Origin of the sequence: Streptomyces griseus, from assembly GCF_900460065.1 — a bacterium.
Taxonomy (GTDB): Bacteria; Actinomycetota; Actinomycetes; order Streptomycetales; family Streptomycetaceae; genus Streptomyces; species Streptomyces griseus.
Genome location: NZ_UAVD01000028.1, coordinates 57,504 through 74,335, shown reverse-complemented (window position 1 = coordinate 74,335; position 16,832 = coordinate 57,504). Strand labels below are relative to the sequence as shown.

Here is a 16,832-nt window from a genome sequence, read left to right as displayed (position 1 = left end):
TTCACAGACGCGATGGCTCCCCTCTCTGTAGAGAGGGGAGCCATCGGCCGGACGGGCGACAGGGGGTGTTCAGGCGCCGTAGCGGCGGTGGCGGGCGGCGTAGTCGCGCAGCGCCCGGAGGAAGTCGACCTTGCGGAAGGCCGGCCAGAACACCTCGCAGAAGTAGTACTCCGAGTGGGCGCTCTGCCAGAGCATGAAGCCCGAGAGCCGCTGTTCCCCGCTCGTCCGGATCACCAGGTCGGGGTCGGGCTGGCCCCGCGTGTAGAGGTGCTCGGAGATCAGGTCGGTGGAGACGACCTCGGCCAGCTCCTCGAAGGTCGTGCCCTTCTCCGAGTGCTCCAGGAGCAGGGAGCGCACCGCGTCCGCGATCTCCTGGCGCCCGCCGTAGCCGACCGCGACATTGACGATTATCCCGTCGATGTCGGACGTCGCCTCCTGCGCCTCCTTGAGCACCGTCTGCGTCTCCGGCGGAAGCAGGTCGAGCGTGCCCACGTGGTGGACGCGCCAGCGCCCGTCCGCGGCGAGGTTGCGCACGGTGTTCTCGATGATGCCGAGCAGCGGTTTGAGCTCGTGCTCGGGCCGGTCGAAGTTGTCCGTGGACAGCATCCAGAGGGTGACGACCTCGACATCGGTCTCGTTGCACCAGCCGAGCAGCTCGGAGATCTTGTCCGCACCGGCCTGGTGGCCCTGCACGGCCGAGCCGCCGGACGCCTTGGCCCAGCGCCGGTTGCCGTCGAGGATGACCCCGATGTGCTTCGGCACCTGGTCGTGGTCCAGGCGTCCTCCTACCCGGCGTGCGTAGAGCCTGTACACCAGGTCGCGGAAGTTCACTGCGTTCACCCTCTCGGTTCCGTACGGGCCCGTGGCCCGCCCTCCCCGTCGCCGGGGGTCCGGGGGCCGTCCCCCGCAGGGGATCGCTGCACGGTCTGCGCCGCCCGCACGATCCCTCGGCGGTCCGCACCCCTACCACTGGCACGGCCGCGCGGGCCTTCGCCGCGCCGCACATCGGCATTCCCCGAAGCCGCCACATTACTGCGATCGGGTCACAGGGGCCCAACCCGGTCTGTCACAACTCCGTGATAAGGAATGAAACGTGACTGATTACCTCTCCCCCGACCTGCGCTTCCGCGCCGCCGGTTCGCGCTACGACTCCATGGAGTACCGCCGGACCGGGCGCAGCGGTCTCCAGCTGCCCGCCCTCTCGCTGGGCCTGTGGCACAACTTCGGCGACGACCGGGCCCTGGACTCCCAGCGCGCGATCCTGCGTCGCGCCTTCGATCTGGGGGTCACCCACTTCGACCTGGCCAACAACTACGGCCCGCCGCCCGGCTCGGCCGAGCTGAACTTCGGCAAGCTGTTCGCCCAGGACTTCACCCCGTACCGTGACGAACTGGTCCTTTCCACCAAGGCCGGCTATCTGATGCACCCCGGCCCGTACGGCGAGTGGGGCTCCCGGAAGTACCTGCTGTCCTCGCTCGACGCCTCGCTGAAGCGGATGGGCGTGGACTACGTCGACATCTTCTACTCGCACCGCTTCGACCCGCACACCCCGCTGGAGGAGACGATGGGCGCCCTGGCGTCCGCCGTCCAGCAGGGCAAGGCCCTGTACGTGGGCGTCTCCTCGTACACCGCGGAGCAGACCGCCGAGGCGGCCGGGCTGCTCAGGGAGATGGGCGTGCCGGCGCTGATCCACCAGCCCTCCTACTCCATGATCAACCGCTGGATCGAGGACGACGGGCTGCTCGACACGCTGGAGGCGGCCGGAATGGGCTGCATCTCCTTCGTGCCCCTCGCCCAGGGCCTGCTCACGAACAAGTACCTGAAGGGCATCCCCGAGGGCTCGCGCGCCACCCAGGGCAAGTCCCTCGACCCGGGCCTCCTCTCCGACGAGGTGGTCCGCCGGCTCAACGGGCTGAACGACATCGCCCGAGGCCGCGGCCAGTCGCTCGCCCAGCTCGCCATCGCGTGGGTGCTGCGCGACAGCAGGATGACCTCGGCGCTGATCGGCGCGTCGAGCGTGAAGCAGCTCGAGGAGAACGTGGCGGCCCTCGCGGGCCCGGCGCTGACCGCCGACGAGCTGCGGGAGATCGACGCCTTCGCCGTGGACACGGCGGGCACGAACATCTGGGCCGGTCGCAGCTGACATCGGCTCAAGGGGGCCCTCACGCCGGGAAGAACGGGCGCGCCCCGGGCGTCGCGCGGCGGGCCGCCGTCGGCCCGTGAAAAAACGGGCCGGTCCGTGGGGGGGGATACGGACCGGCCCGAGGGGGGGTTTCCACCATAACCCTTCGTAAGTAGTGCCGCGTGCCGCGCCACTCCACAATCACTCTCCGAATTCACCGGACTGCGCTACGGGCAGGGTGGGCGGAGCTGTCCGTGGGGGCCGCGCGGTGTCCGCGGTGCCGCGCGGCCCGGTCCACCCGGGTCAGGGGCGGGGCTCGAAGCGGATCGCCAGGGTGTCTCCGGCGACCACCACGAAGTCCCCCTCCTCGCACCGGATGACGGCCTGGAGCACCTCCCCGCCGTCGTCCCTCAGCTCCCGGGTGCCCACGACCGTCCACGCTCCCCCGCACGGCACCGGCGGGAGGAGGGCGGGCGGGGCGTGCTGCCACCGGCTCACCGGAACGCACCAGGCGGGCAGACCCGGCCAGGCGCCCGGGGTGACGTGCAGCGTCCGGTCGGAGGCGCAGGTCAGCAGGACGGACTGGTCGTCCGAGAGGACGAACTCGACGGCCTCCGGCTCGCCCGCCCGGCCCTCGGGCCGGTAGTAGACCCCGAGGACGGCGGTGATCCTGGCCCCCGTGAGCCAGTCGGCGTTGCCGTGTCGCGCGCGCCCGGCAGGCGCCACGCAGTCTTCCTTCTCCAGGGTCATGACCGCTCCCCCTCCTTCGCTGTGCCCTTCGCTGTGCGTGCGTCCCGTCGAGTAGGACGGCCGGCCGGTCGATCCCGTTGCCTGCTGGGCATGGCTGAACTGGCGTACGGGGTAGGCGGGTTGACGCACAATCCGGTGGCGGCCGGCGTCATCGGGGCTTGCGGGCCTCGATGAGGAAGCGGGTGGTGCGGGCGCGGAAGGGGCCTTCCGTCTCGATCCGCCGGTGCAGCGCGGCCAGCTGGGGCCGGTACCGCTCGACGGTGAAGCCGGGGACCATCCAGATCACCTTGCGCAGGAAGTAGACCACCGCGCCGATGTCGTGGAACTCGGTGCGCAGGGTCTCGGAGCGCAGGTCCACCACGTCGAGTCCGGCCGCCGTCGCGGCGGCCCGCGCGTCCTCCGGGTGCCGGGCGCGGCGGACCTCGGGCGGCTGGGGGCCGAGGAAGTGCTCGACGAGTTCGAAGACGCTGGCCGGGCCGACCTGTTGCGAGAAGTACGTGCCGCCGGGGGCAAGGACCCGGGCGATCTCCTCCCACCACGTGGTGACCGGGTGGCGGCTGACCACGAGGTCGAACGCGGCGTCCCCGAAGGGAAGCGGCGGCTCGTCCTCGTCCGCGACGACGACCGCCCCGAGCGGGTGCAGGAGGGCGGTGGCGCGGGCGATGTTGGGCGGCCAGGCCTCCGTGGCCACGGTGACCGGCGGGAGCTTCGGCGCGGCGGCCAGGACCTCGCCGCCCCCGGTCTGGAGGTCGAGCGCGGCGTGCGCCCGGCCCAGCCGGTCGGCCATCGCCCGGGCGTACCCCCAGGAGGGGCGCTCCTCGGTGGCGCGGCCCGCCAGCCAGGAGAAGTCCCAGCCGTCCACGGACACGGCGTCGGCCTCGGCGACGAGGGCCTCGAACCGGTCGCGGGAGGCCGCGGAGTCGAAGGGGAGCGGTGCGGGAGCGGGGGCGGGTTCGGATGGTTCGGACATACGGGAATCGTGTCAGGCGGGCCCGGAGCACGCGAACGGATTCCGCGCCCGTGCGGGCGCCCGCGCGGGGCGGGGCGCCCTCACCCGGCCAGGGCCCCCAGCAGCAGGCCGGTCAGCGCCCCGCCGATCATGAACGGGCCGAACGGGATGCCGGTCCTGCGGCCGGCCCGGCGCAGGAGCACGAGGCCGAGTCCGTAGGCCGCCCCGAACAGGAACCCGGCGAACCCGCCCACGAACAGCACGGTCCAGCCGTACCAGCCCAGCGCCACGCCCAGGGCGAGGGCGAGCTTCACATCACCGAAGCCCATGCCGTTCGGGTTGATCAGGAACAGCAGGAAGTAGAAGCCGCCCAGGGCCAGACCGCCCAGCAGGCCGGAGGTCCAGGAGCCGGCGTGCCCGGGAAGCAGTGCGGCGGCGCCGAGGAGCAGGACGGCCGCGGCCGCCAGGGGCAGGGTCAGCGGGTCGGGCAGCCGGTGGACCCGCCGGTCGACGACGGCGAGGAGCACGGCGACGGGGGTCAGCGCCAGCCACCCGACGAGCTCGGGCCTGGCCCCGGTGGCGGCGGCGAGCGCGACGCAGGCGACCGCGGTGACCAGGGGGGCGAGGACGCCGGGCGCGTAGGCGGCCGAAGGGGCGGGGGGTTCGGTGTCGCGGCCCGCCTCGACGGGGGCCGCACCGGGGCCGGCGCCCGTGCCGACGTTCGTACGCGTGCCGGTGGGGGCTCCGGGCGCGGCCGGTGTTCCCGGGGCGGCGGCGCAGGGCGCGCACCGGGCCGGTCCCAGCCAGCCGCGGACCGGGCCGGTGAGGGGGTGCCCCGCGGGGCACGCGGTACGCCAGGGCTCCTCCGGTTCGACGGCGAACCGGTAGGCGGCACGCGGGATCAGCAGTCCGGTGACGGCACCCCAGACCGCGGCGAGGGCGAGCAGCGCGGCGTCCACGGGACGACCCTAGGGGACCGTGGGAACGGGGGTCATGGGTCCGGGGGCCCAAGCGTGGCCGTACCGGACCCGGACGGGCCCGCCGGGGGCTACGGTCGGTGCCCATGAGGACATGGCGCGATGGCGACGGGACACTCACGGTCGGCACGGACTCCGGGACGCGCGAGGTGCCGCTGCGGATAGCGGCGTCGTACCGGGCCCGTACGAAGGGGCTGCTCGGGCGGGACGGCGTCGAGGGGGCGATGATGCTCACCCCGTGCGGGAGTGTGCACACCTTCCGGATGCGGTTCGCCATCGATGTGGCGTATCTGGACCGGAAGTTCACGGTCCTGGCCGTCCGCACGATGAAGCCCGGCCGCCTCGGGCTGCCCCGGCTCCGGGCCCGGCACGTGGTGGAGGCGGAGGCCGGGGCGATGGAGCGGTGGGGGGTGCGGCCGGGCGTACGGGTGGAGCTGAGGGCGGCGTCGGCCACGGCGCCCGAACCGCTGGACAGCCCTTAGGGCGTGTTCCGAAAGGAGTGCCGTCCGCCCGGAGGGCGGGCTACGGCGGGCCCGGGCCCAGCAGGGTCCAGGCCCCGTAGGCGGCGGACGCGCAGGCCAGGACGGTGAGGACGGCGGCCGTACGCCCGGTCGTGCGCAGCCGCAGGAGGGCGGCGGCGGGCGGGAGGAGCAGGGGGAACGCGGGCATCATCAGACGCGGCCGGGAGCCGAAGTACCCGGCGCCGATCAGTGAGATGACGACGATGGTGAGGGCGTAGACGAGCACGGGGAGCGGCTGCCGCTGCCGCACGCACAGCACCACCAGCCACCCCAGCAGCCCGAGCGCCGCGCAGAGGCCGAGGGCGGCGGGCCACGGGAGGCCGGCGATGAAGGCGGCGAGCGCCCGACCGCCGTCGATGTTGTTGCCCCACTGCGCCTGGACGTCGAAGTAGGCGAAGGGGCCGCCCTCGCGGACGGCCACGAACACGACGTACGCCAGCCAGCCCAGCGGTGCGAGCGCCACGCCCGCGATCATCCGGGCGTTGCGGCGGAGGACGGGACCGAAACCGTCGCCCGCACGGCACTCCCGTACGAGGGTGACGGCGGCGGTGATCGCCAGGGCCGCGATGAGCGCGGCCGCCGTGGGCCGGGTGAGGCCCGCCAGGACGCAGAGCGTGCCCGCGACGATCCAGCGGCCTGTGAGGACGGCGTACAGCGCCCAGGCGGCGAGCGCGGTGAACAGCGTCTCGGTGTACGCCATCGACTGGACGAAAGCCGTCGGGTAGACGCCCCACAGGACGGCCAGCACCACGCCCGTACGCGGTCCGCGCAGCTGGGCGCCGACGGCGAAGACGCCCCAGGCGGCGAGCAGTCCGGCGGTCCAGGCGACCAGGAGCCCGGCGCCGCCGAGGGTGAGCGGGGTCACGGCGGAGACGGCGCGTTCCAGGGCCGGGAGCAGCGGGAAGAACGCCAGATCGGAGTGGACGGAGCCGTCCGGGAGGGTGACGGTGTAGCCGTAGCCGTTCTCGGCGATGCGCTGGTACCAGACGGAGTCCCAGCGTCTGCTGAGCGGCCCCAGGGGGTCCTTGCCGGCGGCGGACGCGGCTGCCCAGAAGGTCAGGAGCCCCAGGGCCCGGGCTGCGGCGTAGACCGCGAGCGCGGGCGCGGCGGCCCGGAGCGCGGTCGCGGCCCGGGACCCGGGGGTGCGCGGGGCCGGGGCCGGACCGGCGGGCGGCCGGGTGCGGAGCTGGTGATCGGACATACGGCCGATTATGACCTCGGCGGCGGGCGTCGCCCCGCACCGGGGCCGGGGCCCGGGGAGCACACGGGGGCGTTCGGTGGCTTCGCGGCGGCCCGGCTCAGACGCCGAGCACCTCGTTCCCGTACACCTTCCACGGCGACATCTCCACCCCGTCCATGACGGCCAGCTGGGGGTGGCGGGCGGCCGTCTCGTCCCGGACGGCGACGGTGTCCGGCCAGGAGTGGAGGTGCGCGTCGCCCTCGATGACCACGCCGTCCCAGTCGGTGGCGGCCGTCGCCCCGCTGCGGTCGACGACGAAGCCGATGCAGAGCACGGAGGCCCGTCCGACGGTCCGCCGGATGGCGCTCACCGCGTGTTCCCGCTCCGGCTCGGGCAGCTCTCCCACGGAGAACTCCACGGCGACGACGCCGGCCCGGGCCTGCCGGATGCGCACCAGGAGGTCGAGGCCTCCGTCGGTCCACAACCGGAATCCGACCTCGCGCAGCCGCTGGAGCCCGGCGATGGACAGCAGCTGTTCGCGGGTGACGGGTGAACGGGCCCCCAGGGAGGCCGCGTCGAGGTTGACGAGCACGGTGCGGCCGGACACCGGGTGCGTCGGGCGGAGCCCTTCGGCCTCCAGGTCGCCCAGCAGCGTCCGGGCGTCCAGCCGGGTCCAGCCCAGGTGGTACGAGTAGAAGAATCCGGCATCCATCGACGCCCCCCATCGCGGTTCTTCGCGGCGTCGTGGTCGGCGACCACCGGCACCGGCACATCCGAGCGTACTGAGCCGCGGCCGGGGCGGCGTGGGCCCACGGGCCCACGGGCGGCCCCAAGCGGAACAGCCGGAGCAACGCGGCACCGGGACAGCGCACTTGGGCCCTGGTTTGGGACCGGGGGCCCGGGCCGGGGCCGCTTTTCGGCCGTACGCTCCCAGCCGTCGGGGCAACACGCGCGGGGTCGAGGAGAGGTGCGCCGTGAACGGTGGCGGGGGCTGGGGAGACCGGGGCGCGGGCCGCGTACCGCCGGGAGGCCACGGCATCGCGGGGGCCACCGCCCCCGGCCACCGGCGGGGCAGCCGGTTCTTCGCGCTGACCCGGAGCTGGGTGACCGGCGGCCTCGTCTATCTCGCCCTCGGGTTCGTCATGAGCCGGGTCCTGGTCGATCTGCTGGCCACCGAGGAGCGCCTGGAGTCCTTCGGCTGGCGGCTGGCCCTGCTCCATCTGCCGGCTCTCGTCGTGACGCTCCTGACGGTCCTGGCCTCGGCCCGGATCCTCCCCGAGGAGTACCGCGAGTCCTCCCGCCTCACGTACCTGCTCGCCGCCCTCGCCGTACCGTCGGCCGGGCTGCTGTACGGCTTCGCCGTCGCCGGGGACGTCGTCGGCATCGAGGGCGTCCTCATGCCCGGCGTCTCGCTGGCGGCGGGCGCGGCGTCGGGGGTGGCCGTCGACCGGCTCCTGGAGGAGCGCGCCACCCGGGCCCCGGAGCCGCCGCGGTACGCGTACAACTGGCGGGACGGCGGCGCGACCGCGACGGAGTACCTGGGGCTCGTCGTCCTCGTCACGATGCTGATCGGCGCGATGGCGATGGCCGGGGTCGGCGGGAAGATCGGGGAGCGGCTGCGGTGCGCGATCAGCTCGCTGGCCGGGGGCGGCGGCTCGTGCTCCGCCGGCGGCCCGGACCCCGAGGCGAAGCCGAGGACGGACGCCGACTACGAGCCGAGGATGTGCCAGGTCTCCAGCGTCACGGACACGGCGGGCGGCAAGGTCAGGATCGGCTGGTTCGAGTGGGGCGAGGAGTACGGCTTCCAGCAGAAGGTCTCGCAGGCGAGCACCGATGTGAACGGCGACGGCACGGTCGACGGGAAGGACAAGGTCGTCTCGATGACCTTCACCGACGCCGCGTCCGCCGGGGCCACCGCCGGCACGCCGGGCGTGAAGCTCGGGAGCCTCGGCAAGGCGGACGTCGACATCGGCGGCGGCATCAAGATCACCAACGGTGACACCTGGATCTTCGCGAGCGAGGAGGAGGCGCAGAGGATGCGGGACGACATCGAGGAGATGAAGATGTGGGAGACCTCCACCAGGCACAGCGGCGGCTACGGCGGCGGCTGGTACTCCGCGATGAAGTGGGCGGAGAAGAAGGAGGACATCGAGCGGAAGATCGGCGACAGGAAGATCTCCTACTCGACCGTCGGCCTCAACGCCTACGCGGACGGCGGGCTCTCCGTGAAGGGCGGCGACGAGGGCGAACTCGGCGCGAAGCTGGGCGGGAAGGCGAAGTTCTCGCCCGAGGTGACGATCACCCGGGACGACGTCAACGGCAACGAGTCGTACACGTACACCGCCAAGCTCGAACTGGAGGGCAAGGCGGGCGGGAACGTGGGGCCGGTCAAGGGGACCGTCGGCGGCAAGCAGAACCGCACCGGCGCCATCACGGTCACCCGGGACCAGAGGACCGGGAAGATCGTCCGCATCGACATGACGCAGACGGTGGAGAGCGGTTCGACCTCCGGCAAGGTCGAGGTCGGCGGCGACAACGGCGAGAGCGGCCGGGACAAGCGCGGCGGCAAGGGCAGCGCGTCGGACTCCTCGGGCGACACCGGCATCGACGTGGTGACCGACTCGATCGTCTTCGGCAAGGACACGGACGCGGAGACGGAGGCCCGGCGGGGCGTCGCCGAACAGTGGCTGGACGGCTCCGGGAACAACACCGCCCCGTTCGAGTACCTCTTCGGCGACCGGGGCATGGAGCACCGCCCGGAGGGCAACGACCCCTTCCAGCAGCTGATGTTCGAGAACGGGCTGTCCAGCTCGCTGCGCTACACCGGCGAGAGCGACGCCCAGGACTTTGGTTTCGAGGTCTCGCTCGGCATGAGCCTCGGCTTCTCCCTCTCCTCGGAGGAGAAGAAGGAGTCCCTGACGGACGCGCGGTTCCTCGGGGCCCCGCGGGGTGACGCCCGCGCGTATCTTCCGTACAGCTACTGCGCGAACTGAACGGGAGGCGGGACGAACGATGAGCGTCAGGAAGCGCGGGACGCGCGTGGCCCGGCGACGGGTGACGGCCGGCACGGCGGCCGTCGTGGGAGCGGCCCTCCTGCTGACCGGGTGTGGCGACGGCGGGGGCACGGCCTCCGTGCCCGAGGGCTGGGGCACGCTGGAGACCGCCGGCCTGAGCGTCGGCTACCCGAAGGCCGAGGGCTACGCGGAGCAGCCGGCGGGCGAGCGGGCCGAGGCCAACGCCGCCGTCGCGCTCAAGGAGGAGGGCGGCATCCGGACGGGCATGATCTCGGTCCAGCTGGACTTCGCCACCGGGGTGAGCGACGCGGCCGGGGCAGCGGCGGCCGCGGGCGCCGGCATCGGCATGAACTCCACCCGCAGGGCGACCGAGGACGTCCGCCTCGCGGGCCCGGACGACGCGCACGAGGCCCGCGACGCCCGCCGGATCGACTACGACTTCACGGCGGACGGCCGGGACGACACTCCGAACGCGGGGACCCCCATGACCGGGGTCCTGGTCGCGGGCGTGGACGCGAAGGGCGTTCCGTTCGTGGTGCGCCTGAACGCGGTGAAGGACGCGGTCGACGCGGAGGACCTGGACGCGTTCGTGGAAACGATCACCGTCAAGTAGGGGATGGGATGCGGGGCTTGTGGTGTTGTTCGGTCCGCCGCCCACTCCGGAGGAGATCCCCGCCATGGCAGAGCTGAAGATCGACGCCGTCGTGTTCGACGTGCTCGGCACCCTCGTCGACGAACCCGCCGGGCTCCGCGCCGGCCTCCGCGCGCTCGCCCCGCCCTCCGACACCCCGTCCCCCGGAGCCGGTGGCCCCGGTGCCGGTGGCCTTGGTGCCGGTGGCGCTCCCGGAACGGCCGGTGCCGCGGGTCGTGCCGGGAAGGCCGACGGCGCGGAGAGTGCCGGCCCCGGGACCGAGCGGCTCCTGCTGCTGTGGCAGCGGCACATCGAGCGCGAGCAGCGCCGCGTCCTCGACGGCGACCGGCCCTACCTGCCCAGCGACCTCCTCGACCGGGAGGCCGCCGGGGTCGTCGCGGAGGCCGCCGGGGTGGAGGACCCGGCGGCGGTGGAGGCGCTCGCCCGGTCGGCCCGCCGGCTCCCGCCGTGGCCCGACACCGTGGCGGGGCTCGCCCGGATCGGTGGCGGCTTCCCGCTGATCGGCCTCTCCAACGCGAGCCGGACGGCCCTGCTGCAACTGAACGCCCACGCCGGACTGCGCTGGCACCAGGCGCTGTCCGCCGAGGACGCCCGCACCTACAAGCCGGACCCCGCCGTCTACCGGCTGGCCGTCACCGGATCCGGCGCGCCGCCGGAGCGGCTGCTGATGGTCGCCGCCCACGCCTGGGACCTGCGCGGCGCGCAGGCGCTGGGCCTGCGCACGGCCTACGTGGCCCGCCCGGTCGGGGACCCGCCCACGGCCGCGGACCGGTTCGACCTGCACGCGCGGGACCTGACGGACCTGGCGGAGCAGCTCGGGCTCTCCTGACCCCCGGCCCCTACGCGCTCCGCGCCGGTGCCCGGAAACCGCCGATCCGGCGCTCCAGCAGCTCGGCCAGCCGCAGCGTCGTACGGTCCTCGAACATGGGGCCGACGATCTGCACGCCGACCGGCAGCCCCTCGGGCGACCGGCCCGCCGGTACGGCGGTGGACGGCAGTCCGGGCATGGTGGCCAGACCGGCCCAGACGAGCTGGTCCAGGTACGGGACGTCGACGCCGTCGATGTCGATCCGGCGTTCCATCGGGTCGAGCTCGTGGTCGTGCGGGAACGCGGGGGTGGGCGTGACGGGGCACACCACCGCGTCGAAGTCGGCGAAAAACCGCCGCCAGCCGTGGCGGTGGAGTTCCCGGCCGTCGTGGGCGGCGGCCCATGCACGGTGGCTGCACACCGAACTGCGCAGCCGCACCGCGCTGAGACTCCGGTCGTCGGCGCTCAGCCCGGCGGCCCGGGCCCGCAGCCGCTCGTACTCCTCGGCGGAATAGCGCGCGGCGGAGGCCGCGATCAGCAACCGGTAGTAGAGCGTGGCGGCTTCGGCCAGGTCGGGCAGCAGGGCGCTGTGCCGCTCGACGTGGGCGCCGCCGTCGGCCAGGGCGTCGGCCACCCGGCCCACGCCCGCCCGCACGGCGGCCCCGGTCGGTAGGAGCGGATGCTCGTCGAGCACCAGGACCCGGAAGTCCTCCAGCCGCTCGTGTCGTGCGGGCGGCAGTGTCATCGTGTGGGCCACGCCGAAGGTGAGCGGGTCCGGCCCGGCCATGACATCGAGGAGGAGCGAGAGGTCGCGGGCGCTGCGCGCCATCGGGCCGACGACGGCGAGGTCGGGTCCGTACGGCAACGCGGGCGTGGCGGGCGGGATCATTCCCCGGTCCGCCACGAGCCCGAGGGTCGGCTTGTGCGCGTGGACACCACAGAAGTGCGCGGGGGTGCGCAGCGAACCTCCGATGTCGGAGCCGATGGACAGCGCGCCGAACCCGGAGGCCAGGGCCGCCGCGGAGCCCCCGGACGACCCCCCGGGCGTACGGTCGTGATCCCACGGGTTGTTGGTGGTGCCGTAGATCTCGTTGAAGGTCTGTATGTCCTGAAGCCCCAGGGGCACGTTGGTCTTGCCGAGCACCACCGCACCCGCGTCCTTCAGCCGCGCCACCTGCACCGCGTCGTCGGCGGGCAGGTGGTTGCGATGCTCGGGCATGCCCCAGGTCGTGGGGAGTCCGGCGACGTTGTAGGACTCCTTCACCGTCACCGGGATGCCGAGCAGCGGCCCGTCCTCGCCGCGTGCCCGTGCCCGGTCGGCGTCGCGGGCGGCGGCCCGGGCCCGGTCGAAGTCCGGCACGCAGACGGCGTTGATCGCGTGGTCGTCCCGCTCGATGGCGCTGATCGCGTCGTCGGTCAGCTCCGCCGAGGTCACCTCGCCGGTGCGCAGGGCGGTCGCGAGTTCTTCGGCTGTCAGAAAGTTCCACTCCATGACCGCGAACGTATGCGCCTCGTCGAGAGGGCAGGAAATGCCGGTGGCCACAAGGGGATCGGGCGCCCCGGTGGGCCCGGTTCCCGGTACGGGACGGATCGCGCTCCGCCGGGGGGGGCGGACCGGTCGGCGCGCTCCGCCGGGGGGCTCGGTCGGCGCGCTCCGCCGGAGGGCTCGGTCGGCGCGCTCCGCCGGGGGCGGCGGCCCGGTCGGCGGGGCCGCCGCCCGGCCGGGCGTACGCCTCTCAGGTCAGCGGGCAGCCGAGCGGGAGCACCCGTTCGGTCAGCCGGCCGGTGAGGAGGGTGTCGGTGACGGCCGCCTCCGCCAGCCAGTCCGCCGCGGTCAGCCGGTCCACGAGCTCAGGCAGTTCGCCGGGGCCGACCGCGCACCAGGAGGACAGGGACCCCAGGTCGAGGCCCTGCCCGCCGGGCCCCAGCCGTCCCTCACCGTCGGCGCCCGTGGCCAGGGCCAGGGCGAGCAGGCGGGCCTCGGCCGTCGTCCTGGCCTTGCGCAGCTTCTTCTCACCGACGACCCGCTGGGCCCATCCGCTGAGCTTGGGGCGCATCTTCCTGCCGAAGGTGAACGGGCCCGGGTCGCTCTCGTCGGGCGTCAGGGACGGCACGTCGACGCGGGTGGGGTTCTCCGGGCGGGAGGCCATCAGCTCCTCGGCCGTACCGGCGATTCTCAGCCAGCCGGACTCCACCAGTCGCTCCACGAGGTGTTCGGGTTCCGGCAGGGGCAGCCCTTTGAGGTCCTGCCCGACGAGATTGCCGGTGCCGGAGTGCGCGGTGCGCAGCGTCACCAGCAGCACCAGCAGGCGGGCCTCCGGCCCCGGCAGGGGCGCGTGGCCGGCCACGTGGGCGAGGACGGCCCGCGCGTGGTCCCACTGGACGGGCGCGGGCAGCAGCCGTGCCACGGCGGGCCCCTCGCCCTCCGGGGCCTCACCGATGCGGTGCAGATGCTGGAGCCGGGCGGTGGCGGCGGCCTGTTCGGCTCGCTCGGCCTCGCGTCGCAGTCCGGTGTCCGCGCTCACGTCGGCCCAGGCGCCGAAGGCCTTCGCCTTGCGGGCGTGGAGGTCGGCGAGGAGCGCGAGGTCGGGTTCGGCGCGCTGCTGGTAGGCGCGGAAGGCCTCGCCGAGCTCGGTGAGTTCGTCGCGCAGGGAGACGGGCCGCAGCTCGTAGGGGACGAAGCGCTGTGCGATCCTCCCCCGCCGGGCACGCTTCCGCGTCGGCCTCGCGGGCCTCTCGGGCCTCTCGGGCCTCTCGGGCCTCTCGGGCCTCTCGGCCCGGGGGGCCGGCACCTCGTGGGGGGCCGCATCCCCGGAACCGGTGTGCGAGAAGTGGGGGCCGAAGGCGGACACCGTCGGCGTGGGGGCCGTCGCGGACCGGGAGGCGTCGGCCGGAGCCGGCCGGTCGGGGGCCGGGGCGGTCGCGGCGATCTTCGCGGTGGGGTGGGCGGCGGCACAGCGGGAGCAGCACTCCATCACCTGCCACCAGCGCCCTTCCCGGTCCGTGATGACGGCGAGGACGACCGGGCCGCCGCACCTCCAGGGCGCGGGGCGCTCACGCGGTCCGGCGGGGCGGATGTGGGTGTGGCACTCATCGGCCCGGCAGGCGCAGTACGCCAGGGGGCGGGGGGCCGGGCCCGCGCGCAGGTGGGCCTTGAGGTGCTCGACCGCCGCCGTGCGGCCGACGGCCGCGGAAGGCAGCACCCGCGCGGCGCAGGCCGGGCGGCTGCACGAGACGCGTACGTCCGCGCGGCCACGGCCGACCGGGTCGAGCCGCACCGTCCATGTGCGCCCCGTCACCCGCTCGTTCGTCGCGTGGGCCTCCACACCCATCACCCCTTCCGCCCTTCCTCGGCGCCTGCTCGTCCGTGCGCCCCGGTACCCCCGTTGACGCATGGGGCCCTGGCACACGGCGTGTTGCGCCCCGGCGCGCCTGCCGCCGGCCCTGATCCCGGCCGTCGCACACCGGACGCCGCCAGGCTCCCGTCCGTACGGGATGCGTTTGATCCACAACGCAAACGACGGTCCGCCGTTCGGGTGACGGGTCCGCAGAAGATATGGCCGGTTTACGGCGCTGCCTGGCCTCCGGACGGTCCGTCCGCCGGGACGACGAGCGGCCCGGCGCGCGATGCTCGTCGCGTGCCGGGCCGGGCCGTCTCCCGTGGGGTGCGGAGGAGGTCAGGACCCCGCGCCGCGCGGGAAGGAGACCTCCACGCGGCGGTTCTTCTTGCGGCCCTCTTCGTTGCTGTTGCTGGCGATCGGGTACTGCTCGCCGTAGCCCCGGATCTCGTACGTGATCGTGGCGCCGAGCTCCTTCGACAGGACCCCGTGCACGGCGTCGGCGCGCTGCTTGGACAGGACGTCGCCGTGGGCGGCGGAGCCGAGGTTGTCGGTGAAGCCGAAGACGCGGACCTTGGTCGCGTTCTGCTTCTTGATCTCGGCGGCGATCGCGGCGATACGGGCGTTGGCCGCCGAACCGAGCTTGGCGCTGTCCTTGCCGAAGAGGACTTCGGCCTGGAGCGCGAACTTGATGTCGGCGTTGCTGTCCTCGCGGCGTTCCTCACCGCCGAGGTCCTCCACGACCTGGACGATGTCCAGGACCCGGCCGGGGGCGAGGGTACCGCCCTCCGGCATCTTCAGGTCCGGGTCGTTCGGGTCGACGGGAACGGGCGGCTCCGAGGTCGCCTCCGTCCCGGGCGGGACGCTCGGCCCGTCGTCGGCGTACGAGGGCGAGGCTCCGAGCAGCGTGGTGCCGGCGATCAGCACGGCGACCGCGACGGCTTGCCCCACGCTGTGGGCCGCCCGGGGGCGCTTGGTGGTCTTCATGGCCGCACTCACCCAGAAATCTTCAGCGAGGTGGTGGCGAAGGTCGGAAGGCTGAAGTCGACCTCGGTCGTGCCCTGCGGCGGGGCGGGGAACTGCATGAAGACCGAGGCTGTCTCACCCGGGGCCAACGGGGCGATCGCCGTCGTGCACAAGCACCTGGCGTCGGTGTCCCTGAGGACGTAGTAGCGCTTCTTGCCAGTCTTGTCGACCAGCGTCGCACCGGCGACCGAGTTGGGGTTCTTCTGGACGATCGATTGTTCCTGTCCACCCCAACTGGCGCTGTTGCGGGTGCCGTCGCCGTCGTTCTTGATCGATGCCTGCACGGTGACGAAGCCACCCGCGTCACGCTTCACCTGGGTGACGACGAGGGTCAGCCCCTCTTCACCCCGCGCCTCGGCCAACTTGGCATCCGGGTCCACGTTCTCCCCCGCAGCCGTGTCCTCCTGCTGCGTCTCGCCCTTGTCCTCCGCGGAGGGGCTGGCCGGGGCGGACGGCGCGCTGGAGCCCTCGCTGCCGGACTCCTCGCCTCCGTCGTCGCCACAGCCGGCGAGAGCAAGAGCCAGGGCGGCCGTCATCGAGACAGCCGCCATCGCCCTTCTGGTCGTCGTGGTCCGCCGCACGCTCATGGTCCGATCCCTCTACTCGTCGTTCGCTTCGCTGTCACTGGTCGACCAACCGCACGTCGAAGAGAGTCCTGCTCACGCTCTCCCACAGCCCGGGCCGCCCGATTTCGGTTGTCGCGATCTTGATGACGTCGCCGCTCCTGCACGTGAAGATGAATGCCTCCGGGGAGCCGTCGCTGTTGGCGTCGATGACCACCGGATTTGGACAGCGGAACTCGATGAGCGCGGTGGCCTTGGCCGTGGCCTTCTTGCTCTGTGAACCTGGGATCACCGGCGAGTCCACCGATTCGTGCCCCTCCACCTCGACCGTGATCTTGTCGCGCAGGTATCCGGGGGTCGGATAGCAGAGCTCCTTCTTCGCTTCGTTGGCTTCGGCAAGTCTCTGGGCCTCGGCGCAGGGCGGGGCGAAAGGCGCGCCGAGGAAGGCGTCCAGCGTGTTGCTGGGCAGCGAACCGAGGAATCCGGGACCGAAGTTGGCACGCGCCTTCTGTGCGGCGGCCAACGCGGCGGCGTCGGCGGCACCCTGGGAGTCATTGCGCAAGGCCGCGGCCTTGCCCACAGCGAAGAAGGCCAACGCAAGGAAGAGCAGGCCCGCCACCATCATCACGTAGATGGGGAAGGCCTGCCCTCGGTCTGACCGTGGCTGCTGAATCACTTCGAGGTGATGGAGGTCACCAGTCCGTCGATGCGGCTGGAGATGTTCCCGCCGATCCCGGAGGCCGCGATCGCACCGATGATCGCCACGACCACCAGGATGATGCCCAGGTACTCGAACGCCGTCTGTCCCCGGTCCTTCGCCGCGTAACGCTTCTGGATGCTGCTGACGGCGGTGTTGGCCCAGCCGTTGACGTGGACGGCGGTCTTCAGGGTGATGTCCGACATGGTGTTCCCCTCCTGGTTCGGCCGACCGA

At 73.3% G+C, this 16,832-nt stretch carries 17 protein-coding genes; 5 read left to right on the top strand and 12 right to left on the bottom strand.

What is annotated here, in order from left to right; genetic code table 11:
- Positions 1–69: 69 nt before the first annotated feature.
- On the bottom strand, positions 70–831 hold the full coding sequence (locus DTB53_RS18130; RefSeq protein ID WP_003966624.1) for an isoprenyl transferase: 762 nt from the start codon (positions 829–831) through the stop codon (positions 70–72).
- A 262-nt stretch (positions 832–1,093) separates the two neighbouring features.
- On the opposite strand from DTB53_RS18130, the gene mgrA reads away from it, so the two are divergent.
- Complete coding sequence (gene mgrA, locus DTB53_RS18125; RefSeq protein ID WP_012379251.1) at positions 1,094–2,143, top strand: L-glyceraldehyde 3-phosphate reductase; 1,050 nt, start codon at positions 1,094–1,096, stop codon at positions 2,141–2,143.
- 282 nt (positions 2,144–2,425) lie between these two features.
- On the opposite strand, the gene DTB53_RS18120 is transcribed toward mgrA, so the two are convergent.
- From DTB53_RS18120 to DTB53_RS18110, 3 genes are all read right to left on the bottom strand, one after another.
- Complete coding sequence (locus DTB53_RS18120; protein WP_003966626.1) at positions 2,426–2,872, bottom strand: hypothetical protein; 447 nt, start codon at positions 2,870–2,872, stop codon at positions 2,426–2,428.
- Between the two features lie 148 nt (positions 2,873–3,020).
- Positions 3,021–3,842 carry a class I SAM-dependent methyltransferase gene (locus tag DTB53_RS18115; RefSeq protein WP_012379252.1) on the bottom strand — a complete coding sequence of 274 codons (822 nt, stop codon included), beginning with the start codon at positions 3,840–3,842 and terminating at the stop codon, positions 3,021–3,023.
- Between the two features lie 80 nt (positions 3,843–3,922).
- Positions 3,923–4,780: a prepilin peptidase gene (locus DTB53_RS18110; RefSeq protein WP_012379253.1), complete on the bottom strand. Its 858-nt coding sequence runs from the start codon at positions 4,778–4,780 to the stop codon at positions 3,923–3,925.
- A gap of 104 nt (positions 4,781–4,884) precedes the next feature.
- Between DTB53_RS18110 and DTB53_RS18105 the strand changes: the two genes are divergently transcribed.
- Positions 4,885–5,280: a DUF192 domain-containing protein gene (locus DTB53_RS18105; RefSeq protein ID WP_042496245.1), complete on the top strand. Its 396-nt coding sequence runs from the start codon at positions 4,885–4,887 to the stop codon at positions 5,278–5,280.
- A gap of 40 nt (positions 5,281–5,320) precedes the next feature.
- On the opposite strand, the gene DTB53_RS18100 is transcribed toward DTB53_RS18105, so the two are convergent.
- Together DTB53_RS18100 and DTB53_RS18095 are read right to left on the bottom strand one after the other, a co-directional pair.
- Positions 5,321–6,520: a putative hexosyltransferase gene (locus tag DTB53_RS18100; protein WP_042496247.1), complete on the bottom strand. Its 1,200-nt coding sequence runs from the start codon at positions 6,518–6,520 to the stop codon at positions 5,321–5,323.
- 97 nt (positions 6,521–6,617) lie between these two features.
- Positions 6,618–7,211 carry a hypothetical protein gene (locus DTB53_RS18095; protein ID WP_003966633.1) on the bottom strand — a complete coding sequence of 198 codons (594 nt, stop codon included), beginning with the start codon at positions 7,209–7,211 and terminating at the stop codon, positions 6,618–6,620.
- A 262-nt stretch (positions 7,212–7,473) separates the two neighbouring features.
- On the opposite strand from DTB53_RS18095, the gene DTB53_RS18090 reads away from it, so the two are divergent.
- From DTB53_RS18090 to DTB53_RS18080, 3 genes are all read left to right on the top strand, one after another.
- Positions 7,474–9,492 carry an MFS transporter gene (locus tag DTB53_RS18090; protein WP_012379256.1) on the top strand — a complete coding sequence of 673 codons (2,019 nt, stop codon included), beginning with the start codon at positions 7,474–7,476 and terminating at the stop codon, positions 9,490–9,492.
- 19 nt (positions 9,493–9,511) lie between these two features.
- Entirely contained in the window at positions 9,512–10,126 is a 615-nt protein-coding gene (locus tag DTB53_RS18085; protein WP_042496250.1) for a hypothetical protein, read from the top strand.
- 64 nt (positions 10,127–10,190) lie between these two features.
- On the top strand, positions 10,191–10,994 hold the full coding sequence (locus DTB53_RS18080; protein ID WP_012379258.1) for a haloacid dehalogenase type II: 804 nt from the start codon (positions 10,191–10,193) through the stop codon (positions 10,992–10,994).
- 10 nt (positions 10,995–11,004) lie between these two features.
- Here the strand turns inward: DTB53_RS18080 and DTB53_RS18075 are convergent, their stop codons facing one another.
- The 6 genes from DTB53_RS18075 to DTB53_RS18050 all read right to left on the bottom strand — a co-directional run bounded on the left by DTB53_RS18075 (position 11,005) and on the right by DTB53_RS18050 (position 16,803).
- Positions 11,005–12,465: an amidase gene (locus DTB53_RS18075; protein WP_012379259.1), complete on the bottom strand. Its 1,461-nt coding sequence runs from the start codon at positions 12,463–12,465 to the stop codon at positions 11,005–11,007.
- 244 nt (positions 12,466–12,709) lie between these two features.
- Positions 12,710–14,305, bottom strand: a complete 1,596-nt coding sequence (locus DTB53_RS18070; protein WP_052295623.1) for a hypothetical protein — start codon at positions 14,303–14,305, stop codon at positions 12,710–12,712.
- A 345-nt stretch (positions 14,306–14,650) separates the two neighbouring features.
- A complete protein-coding gene (locus tag DTB53_RS18065; RefSeq protein WP_030705223.1) occupies positions 14,651–15,298 on the bottom strand; it encodes an OmpA family protein in 648 nt (215 codons plus the stop codon).
- Positions 15,299–15,306: 8 nt separating this feature from the next.
- Positions 15,307–15,924, bottom strand: a complete 618-nt coding sequence (locus tag DTB53_RS18060) for a hypothetical protein (protein ID WP_012379262.1) — start codon at positions 15,922–15,924, stop codon at positions 15,307–15,309.
- Between the two features lie 34 nt (positions 15,925–15,958).
- Positions 15,959–16,576, bottom strand: coding sequence for a pilus assembly protein TadG-related protein (locus DTB53_RS18055; RefSeq protein ID WP_012379263.1), 618 nt, complete (start codon positions 16,574–16,576; stop codon positions 15,959–15,961).
- Positions 16,573–16,803: a Flp family type IVb pilin gene (locus DTB53_RS18050; RefSeq protein ID WP_012379264.1), complete on the bottom strand. Its 231-nt coding sequence runs from the start codon at positions 16,801–16,803 to the stop codon at positions 16,573–16,575. Before DTB53_RS18050 ends, DTB53_RS18055 begins: the two co-directional genes overlap by 4 nt.
- Between the last annotated feature and the right edge of the window lie 29 nt (positions 16,804–16,832).

Coding starts and splice junctions, on each gene's coding strand:
- DTB53_RS18120 (WP_003966626.1), bottom strand. CDS start 2,872: ATGACCCTGGAGAAGGAAGACTGCGTGGCGCCTGCCGGGCGCGCGCGA.
- DTB53_RS18115 (WP_012379252.1), bottom strand. CDS start 3,842: ATGTCCGAACCATCCGAACCCGCCCCCGCTCCCGCACCGCTCCCCTTC.
- DTB53_RS18105 (WP_042496245.1), top strand. CDS start 4,885: ATGAGGACATGGCGCGATGGCGACGGGACACTCACGGTCGGCACGGAC.
- DTB53_RS18100 (WP_042496247.1), bottom strand. CDS start 6,520: ATGTCCGATCACCAGCTCCGCACCCGGCCGCCCGCCGGTCCGGCCCCG.
- DTB53_RS18095 (WP_003966633.1), bottom strand. CDS start 7,211: ATGGATGCCGGATTCTTCTACTCGTACCACCTGGGCTGGACCCGGCTG.
- DTB53_RS18085 (WP_042496250.1), top strand. CDS start 9,512: ATGAGCGTCAGGAAGCGCGGGACGCGCGTGGCCCGGCGACGGGTGACG.
- DTB53_RS18080 (WP_012379258.1), top strand. CDS start 10,191: ATGGCAGAGCTGAAGATCGACGCCGTCGTGTTCGACGTGCTCGGCACC.
- DTB53_RS18075 (WP_012379259.1), bottom strand. CDS start 12,465: ATGGAGTGGAACTTTCTGACAGCCGAAGAACTCGCGACCGCCCTGCGC.
- DTB53_RS18070 (WP_052295623.1), bottom strand. CDS start 14,305: ATGGGTGTGGAGGCCCACGCGACGAACGAGCGGGTGACGGGGCGCACA.
- DTB53_RS18065 (WP_030705223.1), bottom strand. CDS start 15,298: ATGAAGACCACCAAGCGCCCCCGGGCGGCCCACAGCGTGGGGCAAGCC.
- DTB53_RS18060 (WP_012379262.1), bottom strand. CDS start 15,924: ATGAGCGTGCGGCGGACCACGACGACCAGAAGGGCGATGGCGGCTGTC.
- DTB53_RS18050 (WP_012379264.1), bottom strand. CDS start 16,803: ATGTCGGACATCACCCTGAAGACCGCCGTCCACGTCAACGGCTGGGCC.